The sequence below is a fragment of the Streptomyces sp. NPDC048018 genome, from assembly GCF_043202995.1.
Classification (GTDB): Bacteria; Actinomycetota; Actinomycetes; order Streptomycetales; family Streptomycetaceae; genus Streptomyces.
In genome coordinates this window covers 41,442-54,631 of record NZ_JBIDBK010000008.1, presented here as the reverse complement: position 1 = coordinate 54,631, position 13,190 = coordinate 41,442, and the positions used below count along the sequence as shown (strand labels likewise).

General features: G+C 74.0%; 12 protein-coding genes. 6 read left to right on the top strand and 6 right to left on the bottom strand.

Features of this window, described 5'->3' with window-relative positions:
* The first annotated feature begins 48 nt into the window (after window positions 1–48).
* Window positions 49–1,251 carry an amino acid deaminase/aldolase gene (locus tag ACGF1Z_RS27750; RefSeq protein ID WP_393008587.1) on the top strand — a complete coding sequence of 401 codons (1,203 nt, stop codon included), beginning with the start codon at window positions 49–51 and terminating at the stop codon, window positions 1,249–1,251.
* On the opposite strand, the gene ACGF1Z_RS27745 is transcribed toward ACGF1Z_RS27750, so the two are convergent.
* From ACGF1Z_RS27745 to ACGF1Z_RS27720, 6 genes are all read right to left on the bottom strand, one after another.
* On the bottom strand, window positions 1,248–2,015 hold the full coding sequence (locus ACGF1Z_RS27745) for a cation:proton antiporter (RefSeq protein WP_393008585.1): 768 nt from the start codon (window positions 2,013–2,015) through the stop codon (window positions 1,248–1,250). The two genes, ACGF1Z_RS27750 and ACGF1Z_RS27745, sit on opposite strands and share 4 nt — an antisense overlap.
* Window positions 1,955–2,359: a hypothetical protein gene (locus tag ACGF1Z_RS27740; protein ID WP_393008583.1), complete on the bottom strand. Its 405-nt coding sequence runs from the start codon at window positions 2,357–2,359 to the stop codon at window positions 1,955–1,957. Before ACGF1Z_RS27740 ends, ACGF1Z_RS27745 begins: the two co-directional genes overlap by 61 nt.
* A gap of 20 nt (window positions 2,360–2,379) precedes the next feature.
* Entirely contained in the window at window positions 2,380–3,675 is a 1,296-nt protein-coding gene (locus tag ACGF1Z_RS27735; RefSeq protein WP_393008581.1) for a haloacid dehalogenase-like hydrolase, read from the bottom strand.
* Between the two features lie 102 nt (window positions 3,676–3,777).
* Window positions 3,778–4,563, bottom strand: a complete 786-nt coding sequence (locus ACGF1Z_RS27730) for a 3-oxoacyl-ACP reductase (RefSeq protein WP_393008579.1) — start codon at window positions 4,561–4,563, stop codon at window positions 3,778–3,780.
* Between the two features lie 4 nt (window positions 4,564–4,567).
* Window positions 4,568–5,932 carry an aldehyde dehydrogenase family protein gene (locus ACGF1Z_RS27725; RefSeq protein ID WP_393008577.1) on the bottom strand — a complete coding sequence of 455 codons (1,365 nt, stop codon included), beginning with the start codon at window positions 5,930–5,932 and terminating at the stop codon, window positions 4,568–4,570.
* Between the two features lie 8 nt (window positions 5,933–5,940).
* On the bottom strand, window positions 5,941–7,305 hold the full coding sequence (locus ACGF1Z_RS27720; RefSeq protein WP_393008575.1) for a glutamine synthetase family protein: 1,365 nt from the start codon (window positions 7,303–7,305) through the stop codon (window positions 5,941–5,943).
* Between the two features lie 78 nt (window positions 7,306–7,383).
* Between ACGF1Z_RS27720 and ACGF1Z_RS27715 the strand changes: the two genes are divergently transcribed.
* The 5 genes from ACGF1Z_RS27715 to ACGF1Z_RS27695 all read left to right on the top strand — a co-directional run bounded on the left by ACGF1Z_RS27715 (window position 7,384) and on the right by ACGF1Z_RS27695 (window position 13,182).
* Entirely contained in the window at window positions 7,384–8,112 is a 729-nt protein-coding gene (locus tag ACGF1Z_RS27715) for a FadR/GntR family transcriptional regulator (RefSeq protein ID WP_393008573.1), read from the top strand.
* Between the two features lie 149 nt (window positions 8,113–8,261).
* Entirely contained in the window at window positions 8,262–9,710 is a 1,449-nt protein-coding gene (gene eat / locus ACGF1Z_RS27710; protein WP_393008571.1) for an ethanolamine permease, read from the top strand.
* Between the two features lie 31 nt (window positions 9,711–9,741).
* Window positions 9,742–10,425 (top strand): gamma-glutamyl-gamma-aminobutyrate hydrolase family protein, encoded by a 684-nt coding sequence (locus tag ACGF1Z_RS27705; RefSeq protein WP_393008569.1) that lies wholly within the window; start codon window positions 9,742–9,744, stop codon window positions 10,423–10,425.
* Window positions 10,426–10,739: 314 nt separating this feature from the next.
* Window positions 10,740–11,516, top strand: coding sequence for a TetR/AcrR family transcriptional regulator (locus tag ACGF1Z_RS27700; protein WP_393008567.1), 777 nt, complete (start codon window positions 10,740–10,742; stop codon window positions 11,514–11,516).
* A gap of 46 nt (window positions 11,517–11,562) precedes the next feature.
* Entirely contained in the window at window positions 11,563–13,182 is a 1,620-nt protein-coding gene (locus ACGF1Z_RS27695) for an amidohydrolase (protein ID WP_393008565.1), read from the top strand.
* The last annotated feature ends 8 nt before the right edge of the window (window positions 13,183–13,190 follow it).

Below are 13,190 nucleotides of genomic sequence, written 5' to 3'. Positions count from 1 at the left end.
GAACCCAGGGGCTACCCACGCGTAAACCGGTCTGGCAAGCTCGGGCCCATGACTCCCCGTGCCGCCGACCGTGCCCGGTACGACCGGGCCACCGCCCATCTCGACGCGCCTGTCGCCGTCGTCGACCTGGAGGCCTTCGACGCGAACGCCGACGACCTGGTCCGGAGGGCCGGCGGCAAGCCGGTCCGGGTCGCGAGCAAGTCGGTGCGCTGCCGGGCGCTGCTGGAGCGGGTGCTCGCGCGGGACGGTTTCGCGGGCGTGATGTCCTTCACGCTCGCGGAGTCGCTGTGGCTGGCCCGGGCCGGGTTCGAGGACGTCCTGCTCGCCTACCCGTCCGCCGACCGGGCCGGGTACGGGGAGCTCGCGGGTGACGCGAAGCTGGCCGGCGCCGTGACCGTGATGGTCGACGACGTGGCGCAGCTCGACCTGATCGAGGCCTCGCGCGCGGGCGGCACGGAGGAGGTCCGGGTCTGCCTGGAGCTGGACACCTCGCTGCGCCTGCTCGGCGGCCGGGTACGGATCGGGGCTCTGCGCTCGCCGCTGCGCGAGCCCGCCGAGCTGGCCGAGCTGGCCCGCTCGGTGGCGCGCCGTCCCGGCTTCCGGCTGGTGGGGATCATGGCGTACGAGGGCCACGTGGCCGGGGTCGGCGACGCGGTCGCGGGGCGGCCGCTGCGCTCGCGGGCGATCCGGCTGATGCAGTCCGCGGCCCGCAGGGAGCTGGCGGCGCGCCGGGCGGCGGTGGTCCGGGCGGTGCGGGCGGTGGCGCCGGACCTGGAGTTCGTGAACGGCGGCGGCACGGGGAGCGTGCAGCACACGGCGGCCGAGGACGCGGTGACGGAGATCGCGGCGGGCTCGGGGCTCTTCGTACCGCGGCTCTTCGACAACTACACGTCGTTCTCGGGGCGTCCGGCGGCGCTGTTCGCCCAGCCGGTGGTGCGCCGCCCGGGGGTGGGCGTGGTGACCGTGCTGGGCGGGGGCTACCCGGCCTCGGGCGCGGCGGGGCGGGACCGGCTTCCCGTCCCCTATCTGCCGGAGGGGCTGCGGTACGACCCGCAGGAGGGCCCGGGCGAGGTGCAGACCCCGCTGCTCGGCTCCCCCGCGGACGACCTGCGCATCGGCGACAAGGTGTGGTTCCGCCACGCGAAGGCGGGCGAGCTGTGCGAGCGCTTCGACACGCTGCACCTGGTGGAGGGCGACCGCGTGACGGCCGCGGTCCCGACGTACCGGGGCGAGGGGCGGACCTTCCTCTAGGCGGGACCGGGAGGGGCCGGCGCGCCTTCGGGGCCGGCCGTCCCCGGGGCGGGCGGTCCGGCGGGTTCCCCGGGCCGGGGGTGGCGGGCGAACCAGCGGGCCACGGGCTCGCCGCTGGCGCCGTGCACGACCACGCTGAGCAGGACGGTGGCGGCCGTGACGTCGAGGATCAGGGCCGCCTCGTCCTCGGCGAGCTGGATGTAGGCGAGGACCGCGAAGACGATCGAGGTGACGCCGCGCGGGCCGAACCAGCCGACCGCCGCGCGTTCGGCGCGGGTGAAGTCGGTGCCGGCGAGCGAGGCGACGGCGGGGACGAAGCGGGCCACGAGGAGCACGAGGGCGGCGTAGCCGAGGATCTGCGGGACCCGGCCGCCCTGGAAGGCCTCGGTGGCGAGGGCGCCGAAGACGTACCAGACCGCCAGGGCGAGGAGATGGCTGACGTCCTGGACCAGGTCGAGGGAGCCGGTGCCGAGGACGTGGACGGTGTTCGCGTACCAGAGGCCGGCGACGAAGGCCGCGACGAAGCCGTTGCCGTCGACGAGGACGGAGGCGGCGTAGGTCAGGAAGGGCAGGGCGAGGCCGGCCAGGTGCAGTCCGGTCGGCTCGGCCCAGCCGGCCGCGTGCGCCGTGCGTACGAGCCAGGAGGCGAGCAGCCCGACGACCGAGCCGACGAGCGTCGCGTAGCCGGCGCCCTTGAGGGCGTTCAGGAGCAGGTCGCCGAAGCCGGCGCCCTCGGCCGAGACGAGGTTCGCGACGCAGAACACGAAGAGCGGCGAGACCAGCCCGTCGTTGAAGCCGCCCTCGATGTTGAGGGCGGCCCGGACCCGCAGCGGACGTGCTCGTCCCGCAGGAGGCTCAGGACCGGGGCCAGGTCGATGGGCATGACGACCAGCGCCATGACGGCGAGCAGCCATCCGTTCGTGCCGGGGAAGCACAGCGCGCCGAACAGACCGGCGAGCACGAGCGAGGCGGGCAGCGCGATCCCCAGCAGGCGTCCACCGCCCACCGGCCCGCGCAGTCGCGCGTAGTCGCGGGTCTCGGTGGCGTCGGTGAACAGCATCACCGCGAGCACGAGTTCGACGCCCCGCCGCCCGGGTGCGGCGGCCACGCCCATCGCACCCCGGCGCGTCAGAAGACGGTGTCCTGCTGGTCCGGCACCACACTGCCGTCGGAGCGCCGCACCGGTTCGGGTGTGCCGTCGGCGGCGGTGTAGCCCGTGGTGGCGCAGGGGTACGGGGTGGGCCGGGGCTGTTTCGGGTCGAGGAACATGGGGTTGACGATCCAGCGGCCGTCGGCGTTGTCGTAGGCGCGGCACATGAGTTCGGTCTTGTTGCGGTTGAGGACGAGGCGAAGGCCGGTGGCGTCGCGGAGGAAGGTGACGTCCGTGTCGGAGTCGCCGGCGGCGAGGACCTGGCGGCGGGCGGCGGGCTGGACGCGTTCGGCGGCGGGGCCGTGGACGCCGAGGATCTCCTGGTTGATCCAGCAGCGCTTGCCGTCGATGTAGGTGATCATCCGGTCCTCGCCGTCGCGGACGCCGCCGCAGCCCTGGAGGTGCGCGGTGAGGCGCCCGTGCTCGGTGGTGTTGCGGATGCCGACGGCATGGGAGGGGTCGATGCCGACGCCGGGCGCCCAGACGTCCACGACGGGCTCGGGGGACGCGGACACGATCCACACGTCGAACCCGGCGCCCCGGAGGGCGCGGATCAGGTCGCGTTGCTGGTCGTAGTAGCGGACCCAGCCGGTGACCTGGCGGCTGCCGACGCGCTGGGTGGCGCCCTGGGGCGCGGCGAGGTTCTCGGCGCGGGCCGCGGCGGCGAAGGAGCGGACCTCGCGGGCGGTCCAGCCGCGCAGGAGCTGGGCGAGCCAGGCGTACTGGGGTTCCATGCGGCGGTGGTCGTATCCGGCGAACGCGGCCCTGCCGCCGGTCGTGGCGCCCGTGCCGTACACGGCGAGGAGTTCGTCGGCGCAGCGGGTGGCGGCGGCGGTGGGGGCCGCGGTGGGCAGGGTGCGGACGCCGGTGGGGCAGGCGGCGCCGAGGGCCTGGGCGGCCTCGGCGGTGAGGTAGCGGCTGGTGGTCCTCCAGTCGCCGTGGCGCGGCGGCCGGATGCGGTCGTTGCGGAGCAGCCAGTGGAAGGTGGCGTCGCCGACGTCGTTCTTGACGACGGTGTTGTCCCAGTCGAAGACGGCGACGGGCTTCGTCCCCTTGCGGCCGTGGAGCGCGTCGTGCGCCCGTGTGGCGCAGCGGCGGGCGATCAGCTCGTCGAGGCGCGCCCTGTTGTCTCCGTACCAGCCCTCCGAGACGGTGAGGGTCGGGCAGTCCGGAGGGCCCGCGGGCCGGGCGGCGGCGCTCGCGGTGGGGAGCAGGCCGGTCGCGGCGAGGGCCAGGGAGGCCGCGGCGGCGGCGGTGCGGAGCGGGCTGTTCATGGGCTCTCTCCTGTACGTACGCGCGACAGCCGGGCGCCTTGCGACGCCCGGCTGCGCGGGTGGGGGTGTGGGGGTGGGGAGGGGTGGCGGCGGTGGCGGGGTCTAGAGGGGGGTCACGTACGCGCCGGAGATGCCGCCGTCGACGAGGAAGTCGGTGGCGTTGATGAAGGAGGAGTCGTCGCTGGCGAGGAAGGCGACCGCGGCGGCGATCTCCTCGGCCTCGGCGAAGCGGCCGACCGGGATGTGCACCAGGCGGCGCGCGGCCCGCTCGGGGTCCTTGGCGAACAGCTCCTGGAGCAGCGGGGTGTTGACCGGCCCGGGGCACAGGGCGTTGACGCGGATGCCCTCGCGGGCGAACTGCACGCCGAGCTCGCGGGACATGGCGAGGACGCCGCCCTTGGACGCGGTGTACGAGATCTGGCTGGTGGCCGCGCCCATGACGGCGACGAAGGAGGCCGTGTTGATGATCGAGCCGCGGCCCTGGCGCCGCATGTACGGCAGGGCGGCCTTGCAGCACAGGTAGACGGAGGTGAGGTTGACGTCCTGGACGCGCTTCCAGGCCTCCAGGCCGGTCTCCAGGATGGAGTCGTCGTCCGGCGGGGAGATGCCCGCGTTGTTGAAGGCGATGTCGACGGAGCCGTAGGTGTCGAAGGCGACCTTGAAGAGGTTCTCGACCTCCTCCGGGTCGGTGACGTCGACCTTCACGAAGGTGCCGCCGACCTCCTCGGCGGCGGCCTTGCCGGCCCGCTCGTCGATGTCGCCGCACACCACGTGGGCGCCTTCGGAGGCGAGGCGGCGGGCGGTGGCGAGGCCGATGCCGCTGCCGGCGCCGGTGATGACGGCGGTACGGCCGACGAGCCGGCGGCAGATGATCTCGTGGGTGCTCATGCGGTCAGGCCTCCGTGCTGATGAAGACGTTCTTGGTTTCGGTGAAGGCGGTCAGGGCGTCGGGGCCCAGTTCCCGGCCGAGGCCGGACTGGCCGTAGCCGCCGAACGGGGTCCAGTAGCGGACGCTGGAGTGGGAGTTGACGGAGAGGTTGCCGGCCCGGACCGCACGGGAGGCGCGCAGCGCGCGGCCGACGTCACGGGTCCACAGGGAGCCGGACAGGCCGTACGGGGTGGCGTTGGCGAGCCGGATCGCGTCGGCCTCGTCGTCGAAGGGCAGGACGACGGCGACGGGGCCGAAGATCTCCTCGACGGCGCAGGGCGCGTCCTCGGGAACGCCGGTGAGGAGGGTCGGCGGGTACCAGAAGCCGGGCCCCTCGGGGGCCTTGCCGCGGACCGCGGTGAGGTCCTCGGTGACGTAGGACCGGACCCGGTCGAGCTGGGCGCGGGAGATGAGGGGGCCCATCTGGGTGCGCTCGTCGAGGGGGTCGCCGACGACGATCTCCTCGATCGCGGGGGTGAGGAGTTCCAGGAAGCGGTCGTACACGTCGCGCTGCACCAGGATGCGGGTGCGGGCGCAGCAGTCCTGGCCGCTGTTGTCGAGGAAGGACATCGGCGTCGCGGCGGCCGCGGCCTCCAGGTCCGCGTCGGCGAAGACGATGTTGGGGCTCTTGCCGCCGAGTTCGAGGGTCACCCGCTTCACCTGGTCGGCGGCCCTGGCCATGATCTGCTTGCCGACCCGGGTGGAGCCGGTGAAGACGATCTTGGCGACGCCGGGGTGTTCGACGAGCGCGTTGCCGGCGACCGGTCCCTCGCCCGGGAGGACCTGGAAGAGGCCTTCGGGGAGGCCCGCCTGCAGGGCGAGCTCGGCCAGCCGCAGGGCGGTGAGCGGGGTGGTCTCCGCGGGCTTGAGGACGACGGCGTTGCCGGCGGCGAGCGCGGGGGCGGTGGCCCAGGCGGCGATCGGCATGGGGAAGTTCCAGGGCGCGATGACGCCGACCACGCCCAGGGGTTCCAGGAGGGTGATGTCGAGGCCCCCGGCGACGGGGATCTGGCGTCCGATGAGGCGCTCGGCGCCGCCGGCGGCGTAGTCGAGCAGGTCGCGGACGTTCCCGGCCTCCCAGCGGGCGTTGCCGATGGTGTGGCCGGCCTCGCGGACCTCCAGGAGGGCCAGTTCCTCGACGTGGGCGTCGACGACGGCGGCGAAGCGGCGCAGGACCCGGGCCCGGTCGGCGGGAGCGGCGGCGGCCCAGGCGCGCTGGGCGGCGCCGGCCCGGAGGACGGCGGCGTCGACGTCGGCGGCGGTGGCGGCGGGGACGGTGGCGACGACCTCCTCGGTCGCCGGGTTCAGGACGTGCAGTTCGTGCGGCAAGTCGTTCCTCACATGCGTTCGAAGGAGCGGCGCAGTTCCCAGTCGGTGACGGCGGCGTCGTAGGCGTCGAGCTCGACGCGGGCCATGTTGCGGTAGTGGGCGACGACCTCGGGGCCGAAGGCGGCCTTGGCGATCTCGCTGTTCTCCCAGAGCTCGGCGGCCTCGCGGAGCGTGGTGGGGACGTGCTCGTACTCGGCGGTGTAGGCGTTCCCGGTGCACGCGGGCGGGAGTTCGAGGCCCTGCTCGATGCCGTGGAGGCCGGCGGCGACGAGTCCGGCGACGGCGAGGTACGGGTTCACGTCACCTCCGGGCAGCCGGTTCTCGAAGCGGGTGGAGCGCCCGTGGCCGACGACCCGCAGCGCGCAGGTCCGGTTGTCGGGGCCCCAGGCCACGGCCGTGGGGGCGAAGGAACCTGGCTGGAAACGCTTGTACGAGTTGATGTTGGGGGCGTAGAGAAGGGAGAAGTCCCTCATCGCGGCGAGCTGTCCGGCGAGGAAGTGCCGCATGACGTCCGACATGCCGTCGGCTCCGTCACCGGCCATCACGTTGCGGCCGTCGGCGTCCTGGAGGGAGAGGTGGATGTGACAGGAGTTCCCCTCGCGCTCGTTGTACTTCGCCATGAAGGTGAGCGAGCAGCCCTCCTGGGCGGCGATCTCCTTGGCGCCCGTCTTGTAGACGGCGTGCTGGTCGCAGGTGACGAGGGCCTCGTCGTACTTGAAGGCGATCTCGTGCTGGCCGGGGTTGCACTCGCCCTTGGCGGACTCGACGGTGAGGCCGGCGCCGGCCATCTCGTTGCGGATGCGGCGGAGCAGGGGTTCGATCCGGCCGGTGCCGAGCACCGAGTAGTCGATGTTGTACTGGTTGGCCGGGGTCAGCCCCCGGTAGTTGGCGTCCCACGCCTGCTCGTAGGTGTCCTTGAAGACGATGAACTCCAGCTCCGTGCCGACGTGGGCGGTGAAGCCGTGGGCGGCGAGCCGTTCGAGCTGGCGGCGCAGGATCTGGCGGGGGGCGGCGACGACGGGGCTGCGGTCGCTCCAGGCGAGGTCGGCCATCACCATGGCCGTGGCCTCGTTCCAGGGGAGGCGGCGCAGGGTGCCGAGGTCGGGGTGCATGGCGAAGTCGCCGTAGCCGCGGTCCCAGGAGGACATCTCGTAGCCGTCGACGGTGTTCATCTCGGTGTCGACGGCCAGAAGATAGTTGCAGCCCTCGGTGCCGTGGTCGAGCACGTCTTCCAGGAAGAACGGGGCGGCGAACCGCTTGCCCTGGAGCCGGCCCTGCATGTCGGGAAAGGCCAGGACGACGGTGTCGATCTCGCCGCTCGCGACGAGCGCACGGAGCTCGTCGACGGTGAGCGGGGGTGTGCGGTCTGCCACGGGATTACTCCTCCTTCGGCCTGCCGGAAGCCATAAGGTATTGCTCAGGACCATTGCTTGGGAAGGGGAAACGACGAGGTGTCCAGTACGAGTGAATCGCCGGACCGGCTGACGCCCGTGCTGCGGCCGGTGCGCGCGGGCAACGGTTTCGAGGAGGCCCTGGAGCAGATCCTGCAGGTCGTGCGGCTGGGACTCGTGCCCGGCGGGGAGCGCCTGCCGGCCGAGCGGGAGCTCGCCGACCGGATGGGGATCAGCCGGGTCACGCTGCGCGAGGTCCTGAAGGTCCTGCAGGAGCAGGGTCTGGTGGAGAGCCGGCGCGGGCGGTACGGCGGGACGTTCGTGCTGCAGCGCCCGCAGACGGCCGACGAGGCGGAGCTGCGGCGCCGGATCGCGGCCGTGGACGTGGAGGACACGCTGCGCTTCCGCGAGGTCCTGGAGGTCGGCGCGGCCGGGCTGTGCGCGGCGCACGGCCTGGACGAGGAGGGCGCGGAGCGGCTGCGGGCGGCGCTCACGGCGACGCACGACGCACCGCTCGGCGACTACCGGCGCCAGGACACGCTGCTGCACCTCACACTGGCCGAGCTGTCCGGTTCACCGACGCTGACCGCGCAGTACGCGGCGGTCCGGGCCACCGTCAACGACCTGCTGGACTGCATCCCCCTGCTGGTGCGCAACCTGGAGCACTCGCAGCACCAGCACACCGCCCTGGTGGAGGCGGTGCTGGAGGGGGACGCGGACGCGGCGCGCGAGGTGATGCGGGAGCACTGCGCGGGGACGGCGGCGCTGCTGCGCGGCTTCCTGACCTGAGGGCACCCGGCGCCGGGCCCGCATCCGGACCCGCACCAGGCCCCGCGGCGTAACCCGAAAGTAACGCAGGGGACTTGCGCTCCCCGCATGCCCGACGCAAAGGTATGGCACCAATCCATTGGGCCCGTTGCGGGGAGCTGAGCGCAGTCATGACGCTGGAAGACACCTCAGGCACCACAGGAAACACGGTCGCCGCCGACGACTATCTGGAACGGCGCACGCTGCGCCGGGGCAGCGCCGGCTGGCTCCTGCTGACCGGGCTCGGCGTCGCGTACGTCGTCTCCGGCGACTTCTCCGGCTGGAACATCGGCCTGTCCAAGGGCGGCTTCGGCGGCCTGGCCATCGCGACGGTCCTCATGGGCGCGATGTACGCCTGCCTGGTCTTCTCGCTCGCCGAGCTGTCCGCGATCCTGCCCACGGCCGGCGGCGGCTACGGCTTCGCCCGGCGCGCGCTCGGCACCTGGGGCGGCTTCCTGACCGGCACCGCGATCCTGATCGAATACGTGCTCGCGCCCGCCGCCATCTCCATCTTCATCGGCGACTACGTCGAGTCCCTCGGGCTCTTCGGCCTGGAGTCGGGCTGGCCGGTCTACCTCGTCTGCTTCGCCCTCTTCATCGGCATCCACCTCTGGGGCGTGGGCGAGGCGCTGCGGTTCAGCCTGATCGTCACGGCCGTCGCGGTGGCGGCCCTGCTGGTCTTCGCGCTCGGCGCCCTCAGCGACTTCCACGTGAACGGCCTGGACGACATCCCGGTCGACCCGGGCGCGCTCGGATCCAACTCCTGGCTGCCCTTCGGCCTGCTCGGCATCTGGGCCGCGTTCCCCTTCGGCATGTGGTTCTTCCTGGGCGTCGAGGGCGTGCCGCTCGCGGCCGAGGAGGCGAAGGACCCGGTGCGCTCGATGCCGCGGGCGCTCGCCCTGTCGATGGGCATCCTGGTGCTGCTCGCGGTGGTGACCTTCTTCGCGGCGACCGGCGCGCGCGGCTCGGCGGCCATCCAGGAGGCCGGCAACCCGCTGGTGGTCGCGCTGCAGGGGGACGGGGAGCCGACCGCGCTCAGCCGCTTCGTGAACTACGCCGGCCTCGCGGGTCTCGTCGCCTCCTTCTTCTCGCTGATCTACGCGGGCTCGCGCCAGCTCTTCGCGCTGTCCCGGGCCGGCTACCTGCCGCGCTTCCTCTCCCTCACCAGCCGCCGCAAGTCGCCGTACCTGGGCCTGCTGATCCCCGGCGCGCTCGGCTTCGCCCTCGCCGCGGGGACCGGCGACGGCGCCCGGATGCTGAACATCGCGGTGTTCGGCGCCACGATCTCGTACGCGCTGATGGCGCTCTCCCACATCGTGCTGCGCCGCCGCGAGCCGGGCCTCGCCCGGCCGTACCGCACCCCCGGCGGCATGGTGACCTCCTCGATCGCCTTCGTCCTCGCCCTCTCGGCCCTCGTGGCGACCTTCCTGGTGGACAAGGACGCGGCGTTCATCGCGCTCGGGGTGTACGTGATCGCCCTGGCGTACTTCGCGTTCTACAGTCGCCACCACCTGGTGGCGAAGGCGCCCGAGGAGGAGTTCGCGGCGCTGGCCGCGGCCGAGGCGGAACTCGAACGCTGACCGACCCCCGATCCCGACCCCGGAGGACCCCGTGCCCAAGCCGCTCATCGGCGTGACGACCTACCTGGACCAGGCCCGCTGGGGCGTGTGGGACCTGCCCGCGGCGCTGCTCCCCGCCGCGTACCCGCGCCTGGTCCGGGAGAGCGGCGGGCTGGCGGTCATGCTGCCGCCGGACGACCCGTCCGCCGCGGCGGAGACCGTCGCCCGGCTGGACGGCGTGGTGGTCGCGGGCGGCGCGGACGTGGAACCGGTGCGGTACGGGGCCGCGCCGGACCCCCGTACCGGCCCGCCGGCCCGGGCCCGGGACAGCTGGGAACTGGCCCTGATCGAGGCGGCCCTCGACGCCGGGACCCCACTCCTCGGCATCTGCCGCGGCATGCAGCTCCTGAACGTGGCCCTGGGCGGCACCCTCGTCCAGCACCTCGACGGCCACACGGAGGGCGTCGGCGTCATGGGCCGCCACCCCGTCACCCCGATCCCCGGCACCCGCTACGCCACCCTCGCCCCGGAACGCACCGAGGTCCCGACCTACCACCACCAGTGCGTCGAGGTCCTCGGCAAGAACCTCGTCGCCTCGGCGCACGCGGACGACGGCACCGTCGAAGCCATCGAACTCCCCTCCCCCGCCTGGGCCCTCGGCGTGCAGTGGCACCCGGAGATGGGCGAGGACCTGCGGGTCATGCGGGGGCTGGTCGAGGCGGCGGGAGGGCGCTAGCGGCAGGTCCCGCCCGCACTCCGGGAGGGCGTACGGGAGGCCCGGGTCGCCCGCGGCGGGGCAGGGCGCGGGCGCCGGGCGCGGGGGCGGGCGTGGGGGCGGGGGCGGGGCCGGTGAGGGCGATGTCGACGCCTGAGGCGGCCGGCGAGGCGCCGGCGAGGACGGCGACGGACAGTGCCTGACGGCGAGGGGCCTGCCGGATCGACGCCGGCGGACACCGGAAGAGCCTGCCCGGGTCTCGCCCCTGCGCGGGGGCCGCGTGGTGACGGCCTGCCCGGTTGCTTATTGGTCGTGCACTCAATAACATCACCGGCATGTCCTCCAGCGTCCAGCGCAAACGCGTGCGCAAGTCCCCCGAGGCCCGGCGTGCGGAGATCGTCGACACGGCCGCCACGGTCGCCCTGGCCGAGGGCCTGGAGTGCGCGACCCTCCGGCGGATCGCCGAGGAGCTCGACGTGCGCCCCGGGCTGATCAGCCACTACTTCCCCTCCGCGGAGAACCTGGTCGCCGAGGCCTTCGGCACCGCCGCCACCCACGAGCTCGACGCCCTGCTGCCCGCCGACCGCCCCGACGGGACCCCCACCCAGTACCTCGCGCGCTACTTCGCGCTCTCCTCCGGGGACGCGTACGACGACATCAGCCGCCTCTGGATCAACGCCCGGCACCTCAGCCGCTACCGCTCCGTGCTGCGTGACCAGGTCGCGGAGCAGGAACTCGCCTCCGACGAACGGCTCGAAGGCCTCATCCGCGACGGCATCGCCCGCGGCGAGTTCCGGACGGCGGACCCCCACGTCACCGCGATCCAGATCCTCGTCGTCCTCGACGGCCTGGGCGCCCACGCCAACACCGACCGCAGCAACCGCCCGGAGCCGGTGCTGCGGATGGCCGTGACGCTCGCGGAACGCGAACTCGGCCTGCCGCCGGGCACGCTCGAACGCGAGGCCACGGCGCTGCCGGCCGTGTTGCCCGCCGCTCCGTCCAGGAGCACCGCACCCCGGGCGGACGACTCCCCCGCCGACGCCCCGTCCGAGCCGTCCGAGCCGTCCGCGCCGTCCGCGCCGTCCGCGCCCCCGGACCCCGCACGGCCCTGAGCCGCATCCTCCCGCCCCGTGACCCCCGTTCCCGCCTGGAGCTCGTGTGCGTACCCCCCTCGTCCTGTCCTCCGCCCGACTGCTCGACCCCGGCACCGGCTCCTTCCTGCCGGAGACCGCGCTCGCCGTGTCCGAGAGCGGGCGGATCGCCGCGCTCGGCGACGACCGGGAGATCCGCGCACTCGCGGGCGCCGGGACCGAGGTGATCGACCTCAAGGGCGCCGTGGTGACGGCGGGACTCGTCGACGGGCACCTCCACCCCGTCACCGGCGCCGAACTGACCCACGGCCTCGACCTCTCCCGCTGCACCGACCTCGCGGACGTCCGCGCGGCGCTCGCCGGCGCCGTCCCCGAACTCGGACGCGGCGACTGGCTGTTCGGCTGGGGCCTCGACCCCAACGTGTTCGGTGACGAACCCGTGGGCATCGCCCCCTTCGACGCCGTCCTCACCGGCGTCCCGGCCTTCCTGCTGCTCTTCGACGCCCATTCGGCCCTGGCCAGCCGCCGGGCCCTCGAACTCGCGGGCGTCGACGGTCCGCGCACCTTCGCCCAGGCCTCGGCGGAGGTCGTCTGCGACGCGGACGGACGCCCCACCGGCCTGCTGCAGGAGGACGCCGCCTGCGAACTCGTCGAGCGGGTCGCCCCCCGGCCCACCCACGCCGAGCGCCGTGACCGCCTCGCCGCCGCACTGCGCTCCATGGCCGCGGCCGGCCTGACCGGCGGTCACGTCATGGACGCCAACGGCGAGAGCCTCACCCTGCTCGCCGAGCTCGACGCCGCCGGCGAACTCCCCCTCCGGCTGCGGGTCACGCCCTGGTGCCAGCCCGGCGCGGACGCCGACGCCGTGCACGAACTGATCGCGCGACAGGGCCGGGGCGGTGACCTGTGGCGCGTCGACGGCGTGAAGCTGTTCATGGACGGGACCATCGACAACGGCACGGCCTGGCTGGAACGGCCCGACTGCCACGGCGAGTCGACGCACGCCTTCTGGCCCGACCCGGCCGCCTACACCCACGTCATCGGCGAACTGCACCGCGCCGGGGTCCCCACCGCCACGCACGCCATCGGGGACGCGGCCGTACGGCACGCCCTGGACGCGATCAAGAAGGCGGGCCGCGGGGTCCGCCACCGGATCGAGCACATCGAGACGGTCCCGGACGACACCCTGCGCCGCTTCGCGGAGCTCGGCGTCATCGCCTCCATGCAGCCCACCCACTGCTGCGACTTCACCCGCGCCGACCACACCGACAACTGGTCCCGCCGCCTCGGCGAGGAGCGGGCCTCGCGGGCCTGGCGCTGCCGCGACCTCTGGGACGCGGGCGCCACCGTCGTCCTCGGCTCCGACTGGCCGATCGCCCCGTTCCCGCCCCTCGGCGTCATGGCGGGCGCCCGCCACCGCCGCCCCACCCGCGACCTGACCCAGCCGCCGCACGGCCCCGAGCAGGCCCTGACGCCGCTGGAGGCGCTGCGCGGCATGACGGTCAACGCGGCCTACGCGGCGGCGGAGGACCACGAGGCGGGCCGCCTGGCGCTCGGGCACCGCGCGGACCTCACGGTCCTGGCGGACGACCCGCTCACGACCTCCGCGACGGACCTCCCGGACCTGCCGGTGGTCCTGACTGCGGTCGGCGGCCGCGTGACGTTCCGGAGCGCAGGGACGGGCTGACCGGCAGA

What these genes read in the sequence shown, in the direction of transcription:
- ACGF1Z_RS27750 (WP_393008587.1), top strand. Translation starts at nt 49, where the DNA reads ATGACTCCCCGTGCCGCCGACCGTGCCCGGTACGACCGGGCCACCGCC.
- ACGF1Z_RS27735 (WP_393008581.1), bottom strand. Translation starts at nt 3,675, where the DNA reads ATGAACAGCCCGCTCCGCACCGCCGCCGCCGCGGCCTCCCTGGCCCTC.
- ACGF1Z_RS27730 (WP_393008579.1), bottom strand. Translation starts at nt 4,563, where the DNA reads ATGAGCACCCACGAGATCATCTGCCGCCGGCTCGTCGGCCGTACCGCC.
- eat (WP_393008571.1), top strand. Translation starts at nt 8,262, where the DNA reads ATGACGCTGGAAGACACCTCAGGCACCACAGGAAACACGGTCGCCGCC.
- ACGF1Z_RS27700 (WP_393008567.1), top strand. Translation starts at nt 10,740, where the DNA reads ATGTCCTCCAGCGTCCAGCGCAAACGCGTGCGCAAGTCCCCCGAGGCC.